The sequence below is a fragment of the Bacteroidota bacterium genome, from assembly GCA_016699695.1.
Lineage (GTDB): Bacteria > Bacteroidota > Bacteroidia > Bacteroidales > UBA10428 > UBA10428.
Window position 1 is genome coordinate 246,196 of the sequence record CP065006.1, and the last position, 21,783, is coordinate 267,978.

Annotated in this window: 21 protein-coding genes and 1 pseudogene; 10 read left to right on the forward strand and 12 right to left on the reverse strand. The window is 39.7% G+C overall.

Annotated elements, in window-relative coordinates; translation table 11 throughout:
• The 8 genes from IPM71_01085 (at position 1) to IPM71_01120 (ending at position 8,862) form a co-directional block, all read left to right on the forward strand.
• Positions 1–876: a chemotaxis protein CheR gene (locus IPM71_01085; GenBank protein ID QQS51348.1), complete on the forward strand. Its 876-nt coding sequence runs from the start codon at positions 1–3 to the stop codon at positions 874–876.
• Positions 873–1,769 carry a HAMP domain-containing histidine kinase gene (locus IPM71_01090; protein QQS51349.1) on the forward strand — a complete coding sequence of 299 codons (897 nt, stop codon included), beginning with the start codon at positions 873–875 and terminating at the stop codon, positions 1,767–1,769. The genes IPM71_01085 and IPM71_01090 overlap by 4 nt, the downstream gene beginning before the upstream one ends.
• Before the next feature lie 62 nt (positions 1,770–1,831).
• The gene (locus IPM71_01095; GenBank protein QQS52756.1) at positions 1,832–2,266 is read left to right on the forward strand and encodes a chemotaxis protein CheD; all 435 of its coding nucleotides are present in this window, start codon (positions 1,832–1,834) and stop codon (positions 2,264–2,266) included.
• A 3-nt stretch (positions 2,267–2,269) separates the two neighbouring features.
• The gene (locus IPM71_01100; GenBank protein ID QQS51350.1) at positions 2,270–3,343 is read left to right on the forward strand and encodes a chemotaxis response regulator protein-glutamate methylesterase; all 1,074 of its coding nucleotides are present in this window, start codon (positions 2,270–2,272) and stop codon (positions 3,341–3,343) included.
• A gap of 301 nt (positions 3,344–3,644) precedes the next feature.
• On the forward strand, positions 3,645–5,921 hold the full coding sequence (locus IPM71_01105; protein QQS51351.1) for a PAS domain S-box protein: 2,277 nt from the start codon (positions 3,645–3,647) through the stop codon (positions 5,919–5,921).
• A 30-nt stretch (positions 5,922–5,951) separates the two neighbouring features.
• Positions 5,952–7,580: a response regulator gene (locus IPM71_01110; protein ID QQS51352.1), complete on the forward strand. Its 1,629-nt coding sequence runs from the start codon at positions 5,952–5,954 to the stop codon at positions 7,578–7,580.
• Between the two features lie 38 nt (positions 7,581–7,618).
• Positions 7,619–7,888: an acylphosphatase gene (locus tag IPM71_01115; GenBank protein QQS52757.1), complete on the forward strand. Its 270-nt coding sequence runs from the start codon at positions 7,619–7,621 to the stop codon at positions 7,886–7,888.
• Between the two features lie 158 nt (positions 7,889–8,046).
• Positions 8,047–8,862 carry a universal stress protein gene (locus tag IPM71_01120; GenBank protein QQS51353.1) on the forward strand — a complete coding sequence of 272 codons (816 nt, stop codon included), beginning with the start codon at positions 8,047–8,049 and terminating at the stop codon, positions 8,860–8,862.
• Between the two features lie 29 nt (positions 8,863–8,891).
• On the opposite strand, the gene IPM71_01125 is transcribed toward IPM71_01120, so the two are convergent.
• The 9 genes and pseudogenes from IPM71_01125 to IPM71_01165 all read right to left on the reverse strand — a co-directional run bounded on the left by IPM71_01125 (position 8,892) and on the right by IPM71_01165 (position 17,503).
• Positions 8,892–9,656, reverse strand: coding sequence for a tetratricopeptide repeat protein (locus IPM71_01125; protein ID QQS51354.1), 765 nt, complete (start codon positions 9,654–9,656; stop codon positions 8,892–8,894).
• Between the two features lie 73 nt (positions 9,657–9,729).
• Positions 9,730–11,493, reverse strand: a complete 1,764-nt coding sequence (locus IPM71_01130; protein ID QQS51355.1) for a protein BatD — start codon at positions 11,491–11,493, stop codon at positions 9,730–9,732.
• A gap of 2 nt (positions 11,494–11,495) precedes the next feature.
• Positions 11,496–12,200, reverse strand: a complete 705-nt coding sequence (locus tag IPM71_01135; protein QQS51356.1) for a tetratricopeptide repeat protein — start codon at positions 12,198–12,200, stop codon at positions 11,496–11,498.
• Positions 12,197–13,222: a VWA domain-containing protein gene (locus IPM71_01140; protein ID QQS51357.1), complete on the reverse strand. Its 1,026-nt coding sequence runs from the start codon at positions 13,220–13,222 to the stop codon at positions 12,197–12,199. Before IPM71_01140 ends, IPM71_01135 begins: the two co-directional genes overlap by 4 nt.
• Before the next feature lie 12 nt (positions 13,223–13,234).
• Entirely contained in the window at positions 13,235–14,221 is a 987-nt protein-coding gene (locus tag IPM71_01145; protein ID QQS52758.1) for a VWA domain-containing protein, read from the reverse strand.
• An 8-nt stretch (positions 14,222–14,229) separates the two neighbouring features.
• On the reverse strand, positions 14,230–15,198 hold the full coding sequence (locus IPM71_01150) for a hypothetical protein (GenBank protein QQS51358.1): 969 nt from the start codon (positions 15,196–15,198) through the stop codon (positions 14,230–14,232).
• 4 nt (positions 15,199–15,202) lie between these two features.
• Positions 15,203–16,069 (reverse strand): DUF58 domain-containing protein, encoded by an 867-nt coding sequence (locus IPM71_01155; protein ID QQS51359.1) that lies wholly within the window; start codon positions 16,067–16,069, stop codon positions 15,203–15,205.
• Between the two features lie 17 nt (positions 16,070–16,086).
• Entirely contained in the window at positions 16,087–16,497 is a 411-nt protein-coding gene (locus IPM71_01160) for a hypothetical protein (GenBank protein ID QQS51360.1), read from the reverse strand.
• 11 nt (positions 16,498–16,508) lie between these two features.
• Positions 16,509–17,503, reverse strand: a pseudogene (locus IPM71_01165) (AAA family ATPase).
• Between the two features lie 182 nt (positions 17,504–17,685).
• Here IPM71_01165 and truA point away from each other — a divergent pair.
• Together truA and IPM71_01175 are read left to right on the forward strand one after the other, a co-directional pair.
• Positions 17,686–18,435, forward strand: a complete 750-nt coding sequence (gene truA / locus IPM71_01170) for a tRNA pseudouridine(38-40) synthase TruA (GenBank protein QQS51361.1) — start codon at positions 17,686–17,688, stop codon at positions 18,433–18,435.
• 84 nt (positions 18,436–18,519) lie between these two features.
• A complete protein-coding gene (locus IPM71_01175) occupies positions 18,520–19,029 on the forward strand; it encodes a YfiR family protein (protein ID QQS51362.1) in 510 nt (169 codons plus the stop codon).
• Here IPM71_01175 and IPM71_01180 read toward each other — a convergent pair.
• The 3 genes from IPM71_01180 to IPM71_01190 all read right to left on the reverse strand — a co-directional run bounded on the left by IPM71_01180 (position 19,026) and on the right by IPM71_01190 (position 21,780).
• A complete protein-coding gene (locus tag IPM71_01180; protein QQS51363.1) occupies positions 19,026–19,781 on the reverse strand; it encodes a shikimate dehydrogenase in 756 nt (251 codons plus the stop codon). The two genes, IPM71_01175 and IPM71_01180, sit on opposite strands and share 4 nt — an antisense overlap.
• 82 nt (positions 19,782–19,863) lie before the next feature.
• Positions 19,864–20,829, reverse strand: a complete 966-nt coding sequence (locus IPM71_01185) for a DUF368 domain-containing protein (protein QQS51364.1) — start codon at positions 20,827–20,829, stop codon at positions 19,864–19,866.
• 162 nt (positions 20,830–20,991) lie between these two features.
• Positions 20,992–21,780 (reverse strand): phosphosulfolactate synthase, encoded by a 789-nt coding sequence (locus tag IPM71_01190; protein ID QQS51365.1) that lies wholly within the window; start codon positions 21,778–21,780, stop codon positions 20,992–20,994.
• Between the last annotated feature and the right edge of the window lie 3 nt (positions 21,781–21,783).

The window sequence follows — 21,783 nt, forward strand, 5'->3', positions numbered from 1 at the left end:
ATGGAACGCAAGAATAACCAAGCTGCAAATCTGAATAACATTTACAACACCGAGTTAACCGAGCAGGAATTTATAAAGCTCAGCCAGTACATCATGACAGAATACGGCATAAAAATGCCGCCTGAGAAAAAAATAATGCTCCAGAGTCGCCTGCAGAAAAGACTCAAATTGCTTCAAATCAATAATTTCAGCGACTACATTTCCTACCTGTTTTCACCACACGGCATGAGCGAAGAGGTAATTCACATGATGGATGTAGTGAGCACCAATAAAACAGATTTCTTCCGAGAATCGGCTCATTTCGACTTTATGTTGTCGAATGCCCTGCCTGAATTGGCTGAAAAAAAAACAGCACGCAAACTGAAAATTTGGAGTGCAGGATGCTCATCGGGCGAAGAGCCTTACACCATTGCCATTACCATGAGTGAATTTATCGAAACGCACCCTGGTTTTGATTATGAAATTTTAGCCACCGACATTTCTACAAAAATGCTGGAGAATGGGGTTTCGGGAATTTATAAAGCAGAACGCATTAATAATCTGCCTTTTACACTTAAAAAGAAATACTTTTTACGAAGCAAAAACCGCGAAGAAGATAAGGTACGTGTAATGCAGAACCTTCGTCAAAAAGTGAGTTTCTCCCGACTAAACCTATTGGAACTATATCCAGTGCGCGAGCCTTCCTATCATATTATCTTTTGCCGAAATGTTTTAATCTATTTCGACCGCCCTACTCAATACCAAATACTCACCGCACTTTGCAGCCATTTGGTTCAGGGTGGTTTTCTGTTCCTGGGACATTCCGAATCGATTGCCGGGCTGGAATTACCCGTCAACACCATCATTCCAACAGTATTTCAAAAAAAAGAATTATGAACTACCAGAATGCAAGCAAAGAAGAACTTATTGCTCATCTGAACGATATAAAAACTGCACACGACATTTGCAAACAAGAACTCCTTCAGCTCGAAGGGGAATTGGTACACGTGAATAAAAAACTTCAGGAATCTGAAGCCATTAAGAGTCATTTCATTTCGAACATTTGCAACGAAATTATTAACCCGTTTACCTCGGTAATAGCACTTTCGGAGAATATTTTAAAGGTGGACAAAGAAAGCTGGAAAAATGTGATTTCGATGGTAGCACTGATACATAGCGAAGTTTTTCACCTTGATTTTCAACTGAAAAATATATTTGCTGCCGCAAAACTAGAGGCAGGAGAAGTAAGCCCTGAAATATCGAAAGTGGACATAAACAGCCTCCTAAAAAATGTGATTGAAGTTTTCAAATTCGATGCAAGACATAAACACCTGCAAATAGTATTTGAATCGGAAATTGGTAACGATGAGCACAACAAATACTTTAACACCGACTCGGAAAAACTGCATCTGATTGTATCCAACCTTATAAGCAATGCTATTAAATTCAGTTTCGACAACAGCAAGGTTTGCATCAGAGTATCAAAATCTTTCGGTAAGCTAATCATAGAAATTCAGGACTACGGACAAGGTATCTCGCGCGAAAATGAAAACATAATTTTCGACCGTTTTAAACGCCTTGACAGTGGTATCAACTCAGTTAACCGGGGTCATGGCCTTGGCTTATCGGTAAACAAAGCCATGCTCGATATACTCGAAGGTACCATTGCTTTCACCAGTAAACCCAATGAAGGAGCTACTTTTATAATGCATATACCTGAATCTAAAGAAGTTACCCAAGGAATATCCTCCGATGCCGGAGAATTGTTTTTCAAAGACGAATCATTTTAATACATAGAGTGCATACTCAACCGGAAACCATATATTTATATCCTGCCAACCTGGTGGTTCCAATGCCCCAGGCTGAAGTGCATACCATTTTAGGTTCCTGTGTAGCCGTTTGCCTGTTTGATGAAAAAAATAAAATTGGCGGCATTAACCACTACATGTTGCCATTGTGGAATGGAGAAGGATTACCCTCCCCAAAATATGGAAATATAGCCATTGAGAAACTCTATGAAAAATTAATACATCATGGTGCTCAACCTTCATTTATAGTTGCAAAAGTTTTTGGAGGTGGAGAAGTAATACAAACCGCATCGCTGACATTTAACATTGGTGAAAGAAATATACTAATAGCTGAACAAATGCTCGCCGAAATGAGAATACCTATAAAAGCCCAAAGCACAGGAGGAAAACAGGGACGTAAGATAATTTTTAATTCTGCTACGGGTGCGGTAACACAGCGTTACGTGCAAGCATCATCCACAACTTTACAGAAGGTTTAGGTCATGAATAAAATAAAGGTACTAATAGTTGACGATTCGGCAGTAGTAAGACAAACCCTTTCTACTATTCTAAGCAGTGATCCGAAAATTGAAGTGATCGGAACTGCATCCGATCCTATTTTTGCCGCCAAGAAAATACTGCAGGAAGTACCGGATGTGATTACTCTCGATGTGGAAATGCCACGAATGGATGGACTAACCTTTTTGCGCAAAATCATGAGCCAGCATCCTATTCCGGTGGTAATTATATCAAGCCTTACTGCGCAAGGAACCGAAACAGGCATGAAAGCCCTGGAATATGGGGCAGTGGATATTATTACAAAACCGCAGATGAATACTCGTGAATTTATCGAGGAGTCGAAAATGCGGATTTGCGATGCAATAAAAGCTGCAGCGCAAGCTAAGGTGAATAGAAAAAAAACATCTCCCACACCTGCAATGCCGGTGCAACCCAAATATACCGCCGATGCCATCCTTTCATCCAGGCAAAATTACAGTATGCTAAAAACCACCGAACTGGTTGTAGCAGTTGGAGCTTCTACTGGCGGTACTGAGGCCTTAAAGGTTTTTCTCGAATCCTTGCCTGTTGATTCGCACGGTATTGTGATCGTGCAGCACATGCCCGAGCATTTTACACGTTCATTTGCCGAAAGGCTTAACGGTATTTGCCAAATTGAGGTAAAAGAAGCCCAAAACGGAGACCAGGTTTTACGTGGCAGGGCATTGATTGCTCCAGGCAATCACCACATGCTGTTAAAGCGCTCGGGGGCAAGGTATTATGTAGAAATTCAGGATGGAGCACTTGTAAACCGCCACAGACCGAGTGTGGATGTATTGTTCCGTTCGACTGCGCTGTATGCTGGCAAAAATGCTATTGGTATAATCATGACTGGGATGGGCGCTGATGGAGCCAGAGGCCTTTTGGAAATGAAAGAGGCAGGAGCCTTAACTATTGCCCAGGACGAACAAAGCTGTGTGGTTTTTGGCATGCCCAAAGAAGCCATTGCCCTCGATGCAGCAAACAAGATACTTCCCCTGGAAAAAATTGCCAATGCGGTAACCAGCTATAATCACTAAGCTATTCAACCAATTTCTTTTTTATTAGTCCAAAATTCTACCTCTCAAGTGATACTCTTTCACCCCGGAAAATGGAGAATGCTTGAGAATTATTCTCATTGATGATTCAATTTTCCGATGAAGAATAATAGACTGCCATTGTTGAATAATATTACAACAAGAGGTCTTATAAAGCTTTTCCGGCAAGCCTAAAATCCACTGGCACTAATTCTTTCGGCTCCTATATGTTCAAAATATTTTTAGCCGTGTTTGCGAATTATTGATTATATTTAATTTATATTGTCAATAAACAATTTTGCAAATGGATTTTGAATATAAAAGAGATGTATATTGGCCTGTAATATTTTCAATTATAGTTTCGAGTATACTTTTTTTGGTAGGGATTATTATCTCCGTGATTGGTAACAAAGACCTTGTCATTAGCTTCAACTCCATTGTAAAACTTATTTTTTCTGATAACATCCTGTGGATTCTTGCTTTACAACTTGTTGTATTTCCCCTTGCTGTTTATTTTTTCACGCAGCATACCAGTAAAAAAATGTTCGAATTGAAGCATAACTTCGAACAATTAAGCACCAAAGAAAAACTTGTTACAGGATATATCGATCACCTGACACACGACAGGTACGAAATGGAACTGGAAGAGCTTAGCAGCAAAGATGCAGTTACGCAAAGTCTGAACAACCTTCGCGAAACCCTGAAACGAAATAAAGACCTGGTCGATAGGCAACGCAAAGAAGATGAGAACCGTAACTGGCATGCCGAAGGCCATGCGAAATTTGGTGAAATTCTTCGAAATAATAACGATTTTGAGACCCTGTCTTTCAACGTAATTTCTGAATTAACCAACTATGTAGGAGCAATTCAGGGAGGTTTCTATCACCTCGAAGAAAGTAGTCTTCAGAAATACTTTGAGCTTTCGGCATTTTATGCCTATGGCCGTAAGAAATATGCCGACAACCGAATTCCTTTTGGAAAAGGGCTTATCTCAACCGCTGTAGTAGAAGGCAAAACCATTCATCTAAAAATGATTCCGGAAGGATATATCAGGGTTACAAGTGGGTTGGGACAGGCTAATCCGAAAGAATTAATTGTAACCCCGCTAATTTCCGAAGGTAAGGCCTTTGGCGTGCTGGAAATAGCCACTCTAGGCACTTTTTCAAAAGATCATATTGAATTTATTGAGAAGGTATGTGAAAGTACGGCTTCAACCTTATCAACGGTAAGGATGAACATGCAAACAGCCAAGTTGCTCGAAGAATCGAAAGAACAAGCTCAAGCACTGTCTTCGCAGGAAGAAGAAATGCGCCAAAACATGGAAGAGCTCACTGCTACCCAAGAAGAAGCTGCCCGTCAGGCCGAACAGTTTATGAAGCTCGAGAACACGGTGAACCACACAATGATCCGGGCAGAATACAACATTCGCGGGACTCTCATCTATGCCAACACCAATTTTCTTCGTAAACTCGAATATACATCCAACTCACAAGTCGAGGGTAAACATATTTCAATGTTTATTAGTAGCAAGGACAAGGAATGGTTCGATAATCTTTGGAAAAACCTCGCCAAAGGCGGACGACACTTCGAAGGATATATGAAACACGTAACCCGAACCGGCAAAGATTTATGGACCATGGCTACCTATACTTGCATAAGAAACGAAGAGGGCGAAGCCGAAAAAATCCTTTTCCTGGCACTCGACACTACCGAACAGAAAAAGATGATGCTAAGTCTCGAAGGAGTGATGCAAGCAGTAAACCAGTCGAGTATTAAAATTGAATTCGATATCAGCGGAAACATAAAATCGTTTAGCGAAAACTTTCTATACCAATTTCAATACAAAGAAAAAGAAGCAACCAGCCTAAATATATCCGACCTGATAGACCCGCTCGAATTGGAAGGTTTCAACAAAAAATGGGAAAACATTGTCAATGGCATCAACTTCGAAGGCCAGTTTAAAGTTCAAACCAAAACCCACGAAGTGAACTGGATTCAAGGTGCATTCAGTGCCGCCATCAACATGTACAACGAAGTAGACAAAATTATCTTCATTGGACACGATATTACAAAACAGAAAAAAATGGAGATTGAGTTTATCAATCAAAATGATATTCTGAAAAAGCAGGAAAAATTACTTCGCGAATCGGAAAAAGAACTTAACCGTAAGCTTCGTGAAGCACGTTTAGAAATGCAGGAGCAATTTAAAGAAACTGAAAACATAAAAATCAGAAACGAGCGCACACTCGAAGGTGCTTTGGATGCTATCATACAAACAACACATGACAATAAAATTATTTTTTATAACAAGGCCGCTGAGTCTTTACTTGGGTTCAGCAAAGAAGAAACTATTGGGCAGCAAATAAGTATGTTGTTTGCTGAAAACAGTGTGGCTGAAAATGACTTTATTGTGAAATACACAGGAAACGAGGAAAAAATAGTAGGTGTTCGAACCGAAATAAAAATGAAGAAAAAAGACAATGAAGAAATCTCTGTTTTAATCTTATTGTCCAAAGCTCAGGTTGATAAGGAAACAACCTATACAGCATTTATTCAAAATATTGAAATAGAGCTTTTTTAAAGGCTAAACAAATCGTAATTCACCTTAAATATGTTTACCAGAAAAGCTAATTCGAGTAAAAATCTTGAAAAGAATTTCAAAATTCTTGAAGCGGAAAACGAACAACTCAGAAAAAGCTTATTGGACAATTCCAATCATTACTCAATTGAATACTTCTTCAAATACTTGCAAACTGAAAATGTTGACTTATTGATTGTAAATACTGAAAACCTGACCACGAAATTACTGTTTCAGGGTCAAAATATGAATGTTTTGCTTTTGTTTCCTAATTCGATTCTGGACCTTAAAAACCTTTTGCCCGATGAAGATCAGGAATCATTTTTACAAACAATAAAACGATCTGAATCGAAAGGTACTTTAAAGTTTCGCTCGAAACTAAACGTCCAAAGAAACGATTTTAAAGAAACAAAACCTATTGAATTTGTTTTCTCGCCCCTGCAACAAGGCAGCATTTTACTCGCTATTAAAGATATTACAGAACTCACGAAACAGCAGAAAGAGTTATCAAAAACCAGGGAGAAAATGGAAGAGTCGGACAAGTTAAAAACCATTCTTTTATCTAATATTTCCCACCAGATACGTACTCCCCTTAACTCAATTACCGGTTTTTCAGAGTTACTTGCCACCGAAGAACCAGATATAATTAAACGTAAAGAATACATCGAAATTATTAAAAGGCAGAGTAAACGAATTTTAAATCTGATTGACAACATTTCGGAGGTCAGCAAACTGGAATCGGGAAAAATAAATATCTCGAAAACCGTATGCAATTTAGACCTGATGTTGAATGAATTGCTTCTGGGATTGAACCAGCAACGCACCGAAACACGCAAGGAGGCTGTGAGTCTGGAGTTGTTGCTGCCGGAGAAAAAGAGTCCGGAAGTATTATGCGATACAGGCCGGCTTCAACAAGTTCTACTGAACCTTGTCTATTATTCCCTGCGCTATACTCAACAAGGCAAGATTCAATTTGGCTACCAGATAGACGAAATCAGCCAAAAATTGGAGTTCTTTTTACACGATACCAGCGATGGACTTACCAAAGAAGAGCAAAAAACAGTGTTTGACCGCTTTATGGTAATCGACAAATCCGAAGCTGGTAAACTTGAAGATCCTGGATTGGGGCTTACCATTGCCCGCGAAATTGTGAAAGCACTTGGCGGACGCATTTGGGTTGAATCGGAAAAAGAAAAAGGCACATCCTTCTTTTTTCAGATACCTTTTGAAGTGGCCGATGAAACCCACCACGATGGCATGCCGGAAGAACTTCTCCTAACAAAACCTTTTAATTTTGCCAATAAAGTTATTCTAATCGTAGACGACGAAGACGTCAATGCCATGTTTCTTGAAGCTGTTTTTCAGGAGACCGGAGCACAAACCATCTTTGCTAAAAATGGAATTCAGGCAGTTGACCTCTTGAAATCCATTAACAAAATCGATTTGGTGTTAATGGATCTGAAAATGCCCTTAATGAATGGCATCGCTGCAACAAAAGAGATCAGAAAATTCAATAAAACTGTGCCTATAATTGCCCAAACTGCACTTGCAAGTGAAGAAGATAAAAACGAATGTCTCTCGGCAGGTTGTAACAATGTAATTTTAAAACCCATTGAAGTGTTAGAGCTTATGCAAATGGTATCGGAAAACCTAAACATATAGTATTAGCATTAATTTCCTTTTCGAAAGAAAATATGGAAATCAAGCACGTGAATATTGTGGTATCAGGGATAGTTCAGGGTGTAGGGTTCCGGTATAGTTGTCAAAAGATTGCCAGAAGTTTAGGGGTAAAAGGTTTTGTGAAGAATATGTACAATGGCGATGTATATATCGAGGTCGAAGGAGATGAAGCCCAGCTAAACAACATGGTAAAATGGTGCTGGCAAGGGCCCTTAAACGCGCGAGTTACCGAAGTAAGCATAGACAATGGATCGGTGAAAAATTTTAAGCATTTCGAAATTAAATCCTAAAACATTTCATCTAACCCGAAAAGCTGGTCCAATGATAAATAGTTGAAGAAGGCATTGCATAAAATCAAAAAATAAGATTATATTAGGCTTATTGATTGAATATTATCTGATTCGCAATAGAAACCTCAAAAAGCTATACCTTATTAAACCGAATTGAGATGACAAACCCAAAACGCAAAATACTAGTTCCCTACGATTATACTGAACGTTCAGATTTTGCGATTAAGCATGCCGTGCAGTTCGCAAAGATTATTGAAGCAGACATAGTTCTCCTTCATGTAATTACCGATATTCAGAACGAAGCCCAGGAATTACACCGACTCGAAAAAGTAGCCACCGAATTCATTGAAAAATATGCCGTGCATATCGAATGCAAAATCAGACCCGGAGTTATTTATAAAGTTATAAAAGCGGTAGCAGAATCGATTGAAGCATTTATGGTGGTTATGAAAACTCACCCCTTACGCGGGAGAGAGAAATTTATTCGTAGCCGGTCAATTGGTGTGATGATGGGTTCAAAAATACCCTTTATTATAATTCAGGATGCTCCAAAGCGGCTTGCCATTCGCGACATTGTATTCCCAATAGATTTCCGCCGGGAGAATAAGGAAAAATTGGTATGGATAAGCACCTTGTCGAAATATTACACTTCGAAAATACATTTACTGAAACCCTCTGCCAACGATTACAGGGTGCGAAATAACCTAGAATTTGCCAAGCGCTTTCTGGAAGGTAAAAAACTTTCTTATGAAATAGTAACTGGTAAAAGGAGTTACTCCAATGCCAATGAAACTATTGAATTTGCGCACGAAGTCGATGCCCAACTGATTATGATTATGCTTAATAAGAATATTGGGCTTTTCAGTTCTTTATTTGGATTAAGTGCGCAAAAAATCATTACAAACAAATACAATATCCCCGTAATGGTGCTTAATCCGCGCACTGAATTACACAAATACGAAGGTTTTAATTAAGCTGGGGCCTGAAGGTATATTTGTCTGGATTATATTGTTTCAAAACTCGATTGCCGAACCCATCCTTGTTTACCATCGGATAACTTTATCTCAACCCACTCGTCGATTGAGCGCACAAGGCTTATTTTAGTGCCTTCGTGTATAATAAACACCGTTACTCCATTCAAATCCGGCGATCCTTTCACGGTTACTGTTGGCTCCATCACAATAGCCCTGTCCGATTTTTCGACATAAGACCTGGTTTTGTGCGAAAAGCTGTAAGCACTAATGCTAAGAATTAAAAATACTACGCCGATTGAGAAGAATGTGACTTTTCGATTTTGCACCTTAGATATCAGGTAGAAGTATAAAACAATAAGCGTGAGGAACAATAGAACCACAGAAGCTAGTGCCCATTGATTAGAGGTAAAGGACGAGATGACTCTCCTTGCCTGACTCATTAGAAAGAATTCAGGGATGATTTCGATACGGTCGATGGTATAGGCCTGAGCTTTTGATAAATTAAAAATTATATCCTGATTGGAAGGGTCCAGCAGTAAAGCTTTTTCGTAATACAAAATTGCCCGGGCATAATCGTTCGTTTTAAAGTAGCTATTGCCAATATTCATAAGCAGTTCGGGCGAAGTATAACCGCTATCAGCAATTTCTAAGTATAAATTGAGCGCAGTTCGAAAATCATTTTGCGAGTAAAGCCGGTTTGCTTGATCGAATAATGAATTGGCAAGAGATTCCTGACTATTCAATGGTAGAATTCCGATTAGGAATAAACTAGCAATTAAAACTATTCTTTTCATTAATTTCAAAATTAAAACAAATCGCATTTACACCTGTTTTTTTGATAATTCCGGCAAGTAATAAAATCTATATTTAAATAAACTGCTCGATACGCGATAAAATCGAACCTGCCTTATTGATAAGTTCTTCAGGTTGGTTGCCTTGCGCTCCTGGTGCATATCGGGCATATTCGCAAATTTCTATAAGAGCCATTAACTCTTCAACTAAAGCCGAGTCGACATGAAGGCTCTTCAATTTTTCGGAAGCAATTTTGGTTGACAATTCTGAGCGAGGCAAACTTAACTTATCGCCAATGTAATCCCATAAAGCCTTCGATAGTTCGGAGTAAAATGCTTCGTTATTGTGTTGAAGCAGTATTTTACGTGCTATTCTTAATCGGCGGGTAGCTAATCTACTGGCATTCTTATGCTTAGTATGTGCGGTGTTTAAATTTCTTTTAATTTGTTCGCGCCGCCAAAGCAAAACAAGGGCAAATAACACGAAACCGGAAATAATAATCAGGTAAAAACGGGTAGAAGCAATCCAATAAGCCTTACTCTTCAATACCAGGTTAGTTTGGATATTAATAAACCGGATATCGCTTTCGAGCAATTCTACTTCCTTGCGCGATAGATTCGAAGCAAGCATTGTACTACTATCACCTTCTGCTTTGTCAACCTTAAGAATAAATGAATTTGTTTTTTTACTGATATAGGTACCCGACTGCGGGTTAAAATATACCAACTCAAAGGGATTAATGACAAAATCGCCTGCATGTCGCGGAATGGCAGTGATTTCAAAAGTTTTGCTGCCTGCAAGACCGTTTTCTTCTAGCCTGGTTTTCACCACAGGTTCAAAAACTTCGAGTGTGGCGGGCAACGTATAGTCAATGTTATCGAGCAATTTGATGTTGCCCTTTCCGGTAACCTCTATGCTGAAAACCACAGCCTCGTTGGCCTTCACATGCGTAGTGCTCATATCTGCTTTGATGGTAAAATCACCTATGGCACCATTAAAACCTGCAGGTTTATTTGCAGGAAGTGCTTTTATATTCAGCTTTACAGGCTTTGAATTGACAGTAACATTTTGAGGCTGATAGGTAGTGAAATAACCCACACGCACTTTTTTGTCGTATTGCACCATTAATTCAAAAGGATCGATCACAATTTCGCCAGAACGCTGCGGAATTAGTATGGCCTTTCGGATTACTCCGCTGTAATATGTTTCATTTCCGACTTTTTCCGGATCCAGGGAGCGTAAGGGAGGGATCTGAAGGTTCTGTACGTAAAAACCAGTAAAATCGGGGCCTTTGAAATTATTGTCAATGCCCGAAAGTTGCAATTTTGTATATACTTTTATGGTGGCTATAATCTGCTCACCTACAAACGATGATGTTTTATCCACTATCAGGCGCACAAATACATCACTTCCGGGGTCTGAAGGAGGAGGTGTGGCTGATTCATCATTAGCAACAGTTGCTTGAGTACTTTTCTGTTCGGAAGTAACCTCGATAGTCAAACTGTTTGATTCGATGGTTGTGTTTTTATATTTAGCCTGCGCAGGAGCAATCTGATAAATACCAGGTTCCGTGGCTTTAAAAATATACACAAATTGTTGCGTGGTATTCCAGTTAATAGTGCTTATGCCCTGTCTGCTACTTAAAAAAATAAATGCATCGAAAGTGGGGGGTGTAAACTCCTTAACGCGGTCGTTTATTTCGTATACTACTTGAAATTGCTCACCTGCCTGAACCTTCTCCGGTGCTTTGGCAGTAAAACTAATATCCTGTGCCCTGCCTTGCCAGCACAGAAACAGCATAAAACCGGTTATCAGAATAATTCTAAACGCTCGTATCATGCTCACCATTCTTTTTCTACTTTAACTTTCTGGCTCTGCGCCTTTTGCTTTTGCAGTTTCTCTTGTACTTTTTTCTCCTCCTCCTCCATAGCTTTTAGAAGCCGCTCAGCATCTTCACGACTGATTTCTCCTTCTTTGGGCTCACTTTCCGAGGGGTTGTCCTGCTTGTTTTGATCTTCTTGTTTGTCTTGTTGCTGATCTTGTTGATCTTTATTTTGCTGGTCTTCTTTATTCTGGGAATTCTGATCTTGCTGTTGCTGTTGTTGCTGCTGTTGTTGTTGTAATTGCTGCTGTGCAAGCTGAAGGTTATGCCGGGCATCGCTGTGTTGAGGATTCTCTCGGAGTGCCTGTTTATAGGCCTCAACGCTCTGCTGGTAGTGTTGTAATTGAAACAAACTGTTTCCTTTGTTGTAATAATAATTCGAACGCTTAAGCCTATCATCAGTAGCCTTAATGGCATCGTCGTATTTCGTTTCGGCAGCCTGATATTGTTCTTGTTTATAGAGTGTATTCCCCAGATTGTAAGTAGCCTGACGCATTCCAGGCTTTTTACTCAAGGCTTTGCGATAAAGCATCTCCGAGTTCTGATAATTTTCTTTTTTGTAATTATAATTTCCCAATCTAACACTGTTGCTCGACGACTGGCCACTCACAGAAAAACCGGAGACTATACAAAAAACAACCAAAATTGTAATCAATGTTCTCATTTTTCGGCAAAAAGTTTCAAATTACTTAACCATTTATTTTTCCGTTCACGAATTAACATCTCCACTAAAAGGATTAAAAGAGCCAAAGCTACAAAGTAAGTGTACTGATCGTCGTATTCAGAATAAACCTGGCTTTCTATTTCCGTCTTATTAAGTTTATCCAGCTCTTTGTATAAATTCAGGAGTTCAAGGGAACTAGAACCTGAAGTAAAGAATTTTCCACCACCAGCCTGAGCAATGCTAGCCAGCATCTCTGGATTCATGCGACTGGTAACTGGATTGCCATTGTTATCTTTTACAAAACCCGAAGCATTACTAAGTGGAATAAGCGATCCACGGGGTGATCCCATGCCAATTGTATAAACCAGAATGCCTTTTTCGCGCGCAGCTTTGGCAGTTTCAATGGCATCGCCTTCGTGGTTTTCACCATCCGAAACTACAATTATGACTTTCGACGACTCTTCGCTTTGGGTGAAGGAGCGCATCCCCAGGTCAATAGCTTTGCCAATGGCCGTTCCCTGTCGCGTAACAATGTCAGGACCAATGGTAGAAAGAAACATGCGGGCCGATGCATAATCCGCGGTAACCGGCAGCTGGGTGTAGGCATCGCCAGCAAAAATAATGAGCCCTATTTTGTCATTCTTCATCTTAGCCACCAGGCTATGGATAGCTTGCTTGGCTTGTTCGAGCCGATTGGGCTCCATATCGTTGGCCATCATGCTCTTCGAAACATCCAGGGCTATAATAATTTCAATCCCTTCGCGCTTCACTTCTTTTAGCTTCGACCCAAACTGTGGCCTGGCCAATGAGACTATTAAAAGCGAAAGCACAAAAAGAAGTAATATGAATTTGATGGCAGGCCGTTTAGCAGAATACCAGGGAGCCAGATAAACCATCAGATCGGGATTCATAAAGCTGATAAAACGCTTACGAAAATTGCGCATGTACCAATAATACCCTAACAGCAAGACCGGGATAATGGCAAGTAAAAGCAAGACAGATTTATTTGCAAATTGAAACATAAAAATAACATTTTATGGGATAGACCTTAAATAGGTTCTCCGCAGTATTATCTCAGTAAGTAATAAAAGTAAGGATATCCATACAAGTGGCATAAAGCGTTCCTGTTTGCGTTTAAATTCTTTTACATTAATTTTTGACTTTTCGAGCATATCTATTTCGGCATAAATCTCACGGAGTTTTTCGTTATTGGTAGCTCTGAAATATTTACCCCCTGTATAATCAGCAATTTTTTGAAGCGTGGGTTCATCAATTTCTACCGGCATGTTCTGGTAAACCGTACGGCCCCAGAAATCGACTGCCGGATAGGGTGCCATTCCATGTGTGCCCACTCCAACGGTATAAACCCTTATTCCAAATGCCTTTGCCAACTCTGCGGAGGTGAGCGGGTCAATTACCCCAGTATTATTTACCCCATCGGTTAACAGAATAATCACCTTACTTATGGCATCAGAATCTTTTATTCGCTGCACGGCATTCGCCAGGCCAACTCCAATGGCCGTGCCATCTTCGATCATGCCGCTTTGAACATTCTGAAACAAATTGATCAACACAGCATGGTCTGCGGTAAGGGGACATTGCGTAAAACTTTCGCCGCTGAAAATAACCAGGCCTATCCGGTCATTTTTTCTTCCGGCAATAAACTCCACTGCTACCTGTTTGGCTGCTTCGAGTCTGTCGGGTTTAAAATCGCGTGCCAACATACTTCCCGACACATCTAGAGCCAGCATAATATCAATACCCATTGTATCGACATTCTCCCAGCTATCGGAAGCTTGAGGCCTGGCTAATGCAAAAATCAATAACGAAATCACTACCAGTCTTAAGGCAAAAAGGAGGTGACGAAGGTAAATCTTCAGGCTCATGGGCAAACTGGACAAAGAGGCCAGACTGCTTACCTGAATACTTGCCTGCTGTTTCTTATGGTATCGAATATACCATATTAAAACCGGCACATTCACTAAAAGTAAATACAATAACCAGGGTCTTGCGAATTCAATGTTTCCCATCACACTGTACCATCAATTTTGTTCGACGCTTCATGATCTCCAACAACCTCTATTGTTTGCTTTACCAGCTTATAAGCATTTTCCAGATGTTCCATGTTTTCCTCGGCTTTCGCATCGCCACGGGCAAACTTTATCAGGTCTGCTAAATTCAGTAATGCTTCAAATGCTTTCATATCCAATAACCGATCAACCCCTGCCTTGCGCACTTCCTGGAGCACTTCAGAGGAGGGCTTTTCCATAGCAAGTATACCGAACCTTGCCTCAATATAACTTCGGATAATGTTGGTAAGTCTTGAATAGTATTCCTTTACCTGTTTTTGCTGCCATAAATTTTGCGCTTTCAGCTTGTCTAATTCGCGCAATGCAATAACATGAGCAGCCTCTTTGGGCTTCTCTGGCATAAACCATAGCCCTTCTTTTTTCTTGAATTTCTTTATAAAATAAACAATAGCAAGGGCAAGCAATACCAGAAAGAGTATTACAAACAAGGGTAGAAAATCGCGAAAGCTCAAAGGAGCGCGCTCCAAAGCGGCTATATCACGAATTGTTCCGGTGGTGTCAAGGGCTACACCTACTACTTCAAAATACAGTGCTTTGGAATAAATGGTATCGACAATTGCCCCGGAGCGAAAGGAAAATGCCTGGGGAGCAATAAAATGTTTCCCTATTTCGAATGATGTAAGTTCAAGTTTCTGATACTGTCTGATCCGGTTATTCTTGAGCTCTACTGTATCGACCCCAGTTTTATGAAGAACTTCTACAGCCACTACAAGAGTATCCTGAAACTCGGGGAAACCAACCTGGTAATTTTCAGGATTTTCTACCTCATATAAAAGATTAACACGACCACCCAGTTCAATAAGGTTGGTATCGAGGGTAGCCTTTATGGTTATTTCCTGCGCATGAATTATCAACAAGTTTGTTGGCCATAAAAGAAAAAAAAGTATAGTGCGGACAATAAGCTTCATAAGATTAAATCCTGCTTTTAAAAAGGTTCATGAGGGGTTTAATGTAATCCTTTCCTGTAATTAGATTGGCGCTATCGACGCCGTATCGTTTAAAAATGTCATTTGCATCGGACTGCCTAGTCACGAATTGCTTTTTATATAATTCGCGGATATGCTTGTCAGAAGTATCCACCCAAAGCATCTGCCCTGTTTCGGCATCTTTCAGTTGAACTAAACCCACACGAGGAATTTCCGACTCGCGGATATCAAACACATTCAAGGCAATCAAGTCGTGTTTTTTAGCACTTATCTTCACAGCATCTTCATAATTATTGTCAATAAAATCGGATATCAGAAATGCCGTGGAACGCTTCTTAATTACGTTGGTAAAATAGCGAAGGGCTTGAGATATATTGGTGCCGCTTCTTTGTGGTTCATAGTCAATCAGCTCGCGAATAATGCGTAATATGTGCTGTCGTCCCTTTTTTGGTGGAATAAATTTCTCTATCCTATCGCTAAAAAAAAGTACCCCGATTTTATCGTTGTTTTGTATTGCCGAAAAGGCAATTACAGCGGCCAATTCTGTAATAAGTTGCCTTTTTAACATGGTACCTGAACCAAAAATACCGGAAGCACTTACATCAATAAGCAACATCACTGTAAGCTCGCGTTCTTCTTCGAAAATTTTTACATATGGATGATTAAAACGTGCGGTGACGTTCCAGTCAATGGTTCGTATATCGTCGCCGTATTGGTACTCACGCACTTCGCTAAAGGCCATTCCTTTTCCTTTAAAGGCACTGTGGTACTCTCCTGCAAAAATTTGTTGAGACAAACCGCGGGTTTTAATTTCAATTCTTCTAACCCGTTTGAGTAATTCTGCGGTATCCATATTAGCACTTAATTCTTTTATTTAATAGTGACTGTAAAATACCAGTCGCCCTCCTCCATGGTTACGATATACTCCTTTTCGTTTTGCACATACTTCCAGCTATTTGCAGTTTGCTTGCTGTAGTGGGTATTTAATTCTGCTTTAAAATCGTTAAGATTACTGTAATCTGCCATGATTCGCACCAAACTGCACACATCCTGTTCATTTAGAAAAAACAACACTGTAATCTCGCTTATTTTATCCTCGTATTTAAGGTAATTGTAGGTATTGTTAATAAAGCCTGTATTTAGTTTCAGCGATTTAAAATTTGCAGAAACTGACTCTGAGATATTGGTTTTCGATTGTCCAATAAACTGTTCAGAGAACAACGACTTACTGCCCGTATCAGCAGCCAAATAAACCCACAGGAAAATAAGCATAATTTTCATAACTCGAGGTTTTATGGTACCTCAACAGTGTCGAGTATACCAGTAATAATATCTACCGAATTGATATTTTCTGCTTCGGCTTCGTATGTAAGACCAATTCTATGGCGAAGCACATCGTAACATACAGCCCGTACATCCTCGGGTATCACATATCCTCTTCTTTTAATAAATGCATATGCCTTAGCAGCCTTGGCAAGGTTGATACTTGCACGGGGCGATCCGCCATATTGAATGAGGTTTTCGAACTTTGCCAATTTGTATTTTGCCGGATAACGTGTGGCAAAAACTATATCAAGAATGTAATTTTCAATTTTTTCGTCCATGTATACTTCCTTTACCACATTGCGGGCTTTTTCGATATCAGAAGTTTTAAGAATGGAGTTTGCGGATGGAAATTTTTTCGACAGGTTCTCACGCACAATCAACAATTCCTCTTCTTTTTCGGATAATCGATAACAAGCTTGAGCATAAACCTATCGGTTTGGGCCTCAGGCAAAGGATAGGTTCCTTCCTGTTCAATCGGGTTTTGTGTGGCCATTACCAGAAAGGGGTCGGGAAGTTTAAACGACTCACTTCCGATAGTAACCTGCTTTTCCTGCATGGCCTCAAGCAAGGCACTTTGTACTTTGGCTGGCGAACGGTTAATTTCATCGGCCAGCACGAAATTTGTGAATACAGGTCCTTGTTTCACTACAAATTCTTCTTTCTTCTGACTGTAAATCATGGTACCAATAAGGTCGGCGGGCAATAAGTCAGGTGTAAACTGAATTCGGTTGTAACGGGCATCTATGATACCAGCCAAAGTGTTAATCGCAAGTGTTTTGGCCAAACCGGGTACTCCTTCCAGTAATATGTGGCCATCGGATAACAGACCAATTAGTAATCCGTCAACAAGGTGTTGCTGCCCAACAATAACCTTGCGCATTTCAATGTTAATCAGATCGACAAAGGAGCTCTCCTGCTGAATTTTTTCGTTAATTTCTTTGATATTCACACTGTCCTGAATCATACTGCTGTTTATTTTTTTGAAATTTGAATCCGAAAGTAATAATTTTAGTTTATCGTTAACACAACTTTAAACACCAATTGTGCCAAGGTGTTGTTTTTCAAATAGTTTTTGACAGTTAAAAAATGTTAAGTGTTTTAATAGTAACTTCAACGCCTCGATGATTGTCAATTTTCGAAAGAATGAGCAGGTATTTTGTGCATCTGGGATATAAAGGAACCCATTATCATGGTTGGCAATTTCAACCCAATTCTATAAGTGTGCAAGAAGTGCTGAATAAGGCATTTAGTCTTATACTTGGGCACGAAGTGAATTTGACAGGTGCCGGGCGCACCGACACAGGGGTGCACGCACGTAATTTTTATGCTCATTTCGACAGCGAAAAGCAAGCCTTGGCACATAACAAAGAATTGATCTATAAACTAAATGGATATATCCCGGCAGATATTGTAATCTACAACATTTACTGGGTGCACGCCGATGCCCATGCCCGCTTCGATGCAACCGAAAGAACCTATAAATTCTACCTCTCACCGCATAAGGAACTATTTGCAGCTGAGACCTGCTGGCAATATTACCGAAAGCTCGATTTAGCGGCAATGAATCAGGCTGCCGCCCTACTTCTTCATTATTCTGACTTTACTAGTTTTAGCAAACTACATACCCAGGTAAAAACGAACCTTTGCCATGTAAAGGTGGCTGAATGGAGTATTGATTCTGAGTTTTATGTATTTACTATAACTGCGAATCGATTTTTACGTAACATGGTGCGATCTGTAGTTGGCACACTTATTGAAGTTGGCAACGGCAAAAGAAGTATTCACGAGTTTAAAACTCTCATAGAGAAAAAAGACAGAAATTTAGCAGGCCCTTCAGTTCCGGCAAAAGGCCTTTTTCTTGAACAGATCCTTTATCCCTACCTAATCCAATAAGCATCAAGCTATTGTTTATATGTTTTCGTAAAAAAAAAGAAACATTTATTTATCTTAACCGTTCTAAAGAGCAAAATGGGGATTATGAAAAAGATTATCAGTATTATTTCGGTGTGGTTTTTGCTTACATCGATGAATTCGCAAAGTGAGATACCGCGCGCACAGGCAATGTTTATTTATAATTTTTCCAGGCTTATCGAATGGCCTGCAAGCTATAAAACAGGACCTTTTGTAATCGGTGTGATGGGTGCCTCACCTGCCCTTACCGAACTTGAAGCCTATACGCTCAACAAAACTGTAGGTGCACAGGCTATTATGGTGAAAAAGTTTAATACCCCTGCTGAAATTGCCAATTGCCATATACTTTTTGTTCCTTTTGCCAAAGCAAAATCGTTACCGGAAATTGTGACCACATTAGGCAGCAAAAGCACTCTGTTAATTTCCGAAAAAAGTGGCGCCATTAACGAAGGTGCAGCAATAAACTTTTTAATCGTAGGAGATAAACTCAAATTTGAAATAAAACCTTCTACGGCATCAGCAAAAGGTATTAATCTTAGCTCGAAACTTAATGAAATGGCACACAAGGTTTACTAAATAGGTTTTTGGTTCCAGATCTCCCAGGCTTTCTCAGCTTGTAGGTAAAGCATAGGCAATCCGTTTATCAGGGTTGCCTTTTTTTCTTTCCCTTTTTTCAAAAACCTGGTTTGTTCGGGATTGTAAATTAAATCATACAATATATGTTCTGCTGTGATGGAACAATATGGGAGGTCAGGTGCTTCTTTCTCGTGCGGATGCATCCCTACAGGTGAGGTATTTATAATAAGTTTGTGACTTTTTACAATATCGGCAGGAATACTACCATAGCAAAAATCGGAGGCAGATTGCGGATTACGCGACACAAATGAAAACTCTATACTCATTTGTTTTAACACCCAGGCCACAGCTTTGGATGCTCCCCCGGTTCCCAAAATCAGGGCATGTGAGTGCTCTGGTTTTATACATCTTTCCAGAGGCAATCTGAAACCATATGCATCGGTATTAAATCCCTTCAGAAATATTTTACCCTCTTCGCGTTTTATTAAAACTGTATTTACTGCACCAATTTCTTTTGCTTCGGAATCGATCGAATCAAGAAACTTTATTACTTGCTCTTTGTAAGGTATAGTAACATTAAAGCCTTGCAAATCAGGATGTGAATGAATCAGCTCAGGTAAAATATCAATGGACTCGATAGGAAAAATCCGATAGACACAATCGTGTATTCCTTCTTTCGAGAATTTATCCGTAAAATATTTCTGCGAAAAAGAATGACCCAACGGGTAACCTATTAGTCCATATTCTTTCATATCAGTTACTTAACTTGCTACGATTAATTAGTAAGTTCGATGTATCGAAACTGGAGTAGCGCTTTTTTAAACGAAGATATGATTACTTATTAGCTTCTGTGTTACCGGCAAACTTTTCCATGAACCAAATGGTAATGATACCTGCTATTATTAACAGAAGGGCTACCAAAAAAGTAGCATTAATCTCGCCGGGAGACGATAATTGATAACTATATACTTTTGTATCCAGAACTACGTTTCCTGCATGGTCGATAAATGCCCCTACCTTGTTTACAGGCATCAAAGCAGAAGCACTGTCGTAGGAATTTTTCCAGGGCCAGATGATTGCCAATGAACCAAAAATGAAGCCCGTAAGGGAACTAATGGTGGCATCGCGGTATTTTTTAAAAACCCAGGACAACAAGTGAGAGAATGCAATAAGTCCAAAAACAGCCCCAATTGCAACCGGAAACAAAATATCTAAACGCATATTATTAATCGATTCAATGACAATCAGCTGGTAGTTTCCCATCAATATCAGCACAAAAGAACCTGAAATTCCGGGGAGAATCATACTGCAAACTGCCACTGCGCCACAAACAATCAAATAAATAAAATTGTCGTTTTCGGTTGCAGGGTTTAAAAAGGATATACTTAGTGCTATGCCTGCCCCTAAAAGAAAGGCAATTATTACTTTAAGGTTCCAATGACTGATTGTTCTTCCAACAAAATAGATCGAGGCCAATATCAGTCCAAAGAAATAAGCCCAAATATATACTGGGTAAAAAGTAAAAAGGTATTCAAAAATCCGTGCTAAACTAAGTATACTGATTGACACACCAAAAAAAACAGCTGCCAGAAAAGCAAGGTTGATATGGTTGGCAAAAGCCTTAAACTTTCCTGTAAAAAGTAGCTTTACTGCCGCCAGGTCGAGAGATTTTAAGGAATCTATAAGTTCCTCGAAAATGCCTGTAATAAGCGCCACAGTACCACCTGAAACTCCGGGTATTACATTGGCAGCACCCATTCCGGTTCCTTTTAAAACTAAAGAAAGATAATGTTTAAACATAATAATTGAAATTAAAGTCGTCCAAAAATACAACTTCCTTTGCAGGATTCAATAAACAATAAATAATTGATATCTATCAATGTAAAAGCTGAAAACAAGGTATAAACCACCAGGTTGCCTGATTTAGAACCAACCGAAAACGATTATGATTTTTTACTTTTATTAAAGCTGCATAAATTGATGCAGCTCTTTCGGAAGGGAATCAAAAAAGGTGTCGCCTCGAAGTCCCACCCGCAAACATTCCAGCGGAACAACTATTTCCGGTGCGATGTTTCCGAGATTTACATTGGGCCCAAATATTTTAATAAACCAGATTTGTTGTTTCCCGTTAGGTGCTTCCCAGATTATATCGCTACTCTTAAGACCGGTAGTGATAGCATTAATAAGAGATTCGTTTACCGACCCGTCGGCATTGTATATGCCAATAGTACCACTCTCGCGCGATTCGGCTATCACTTTTACAGAGCCTGCCTGTAATTCACTCTTCATCATACTTACCCAATCGGCTGGCTCAATGTTCACTCCTTTTACTTTCGAACCTACTTCGGAGACCACGGTATAGGAGGTTGCCAGTTTTTGAATATACTCAAGTTTCTTATCGTGATCGATGTGCATCGAACCATCGGAAACTTCCACCATCTTTACATTGAATTTATCGATGTATTTTCGGTATTCGTCGAACATTCCACGGATAATGAAGGCCTCGAACAAAGTACCTCCAAAATATACTTGTAAACCAGCCTTCTGGTAAAGACTAACCTTCTCTGCTAATTTTGTTGTAATGACCGAAGTGCCAAACCCCAGCTTAACATAATCGGTAAACTCGCCCGACGATTCGATAAAGTCTTCTGCCTGCCTTAAACTCAAGCCCTTATCCATCATCATAGTCAAACCTTCGCTCCGCGGCTTTGCAGGCCTTTGGGGCATATAAGGCAAAGAAATATTTGTCATAAA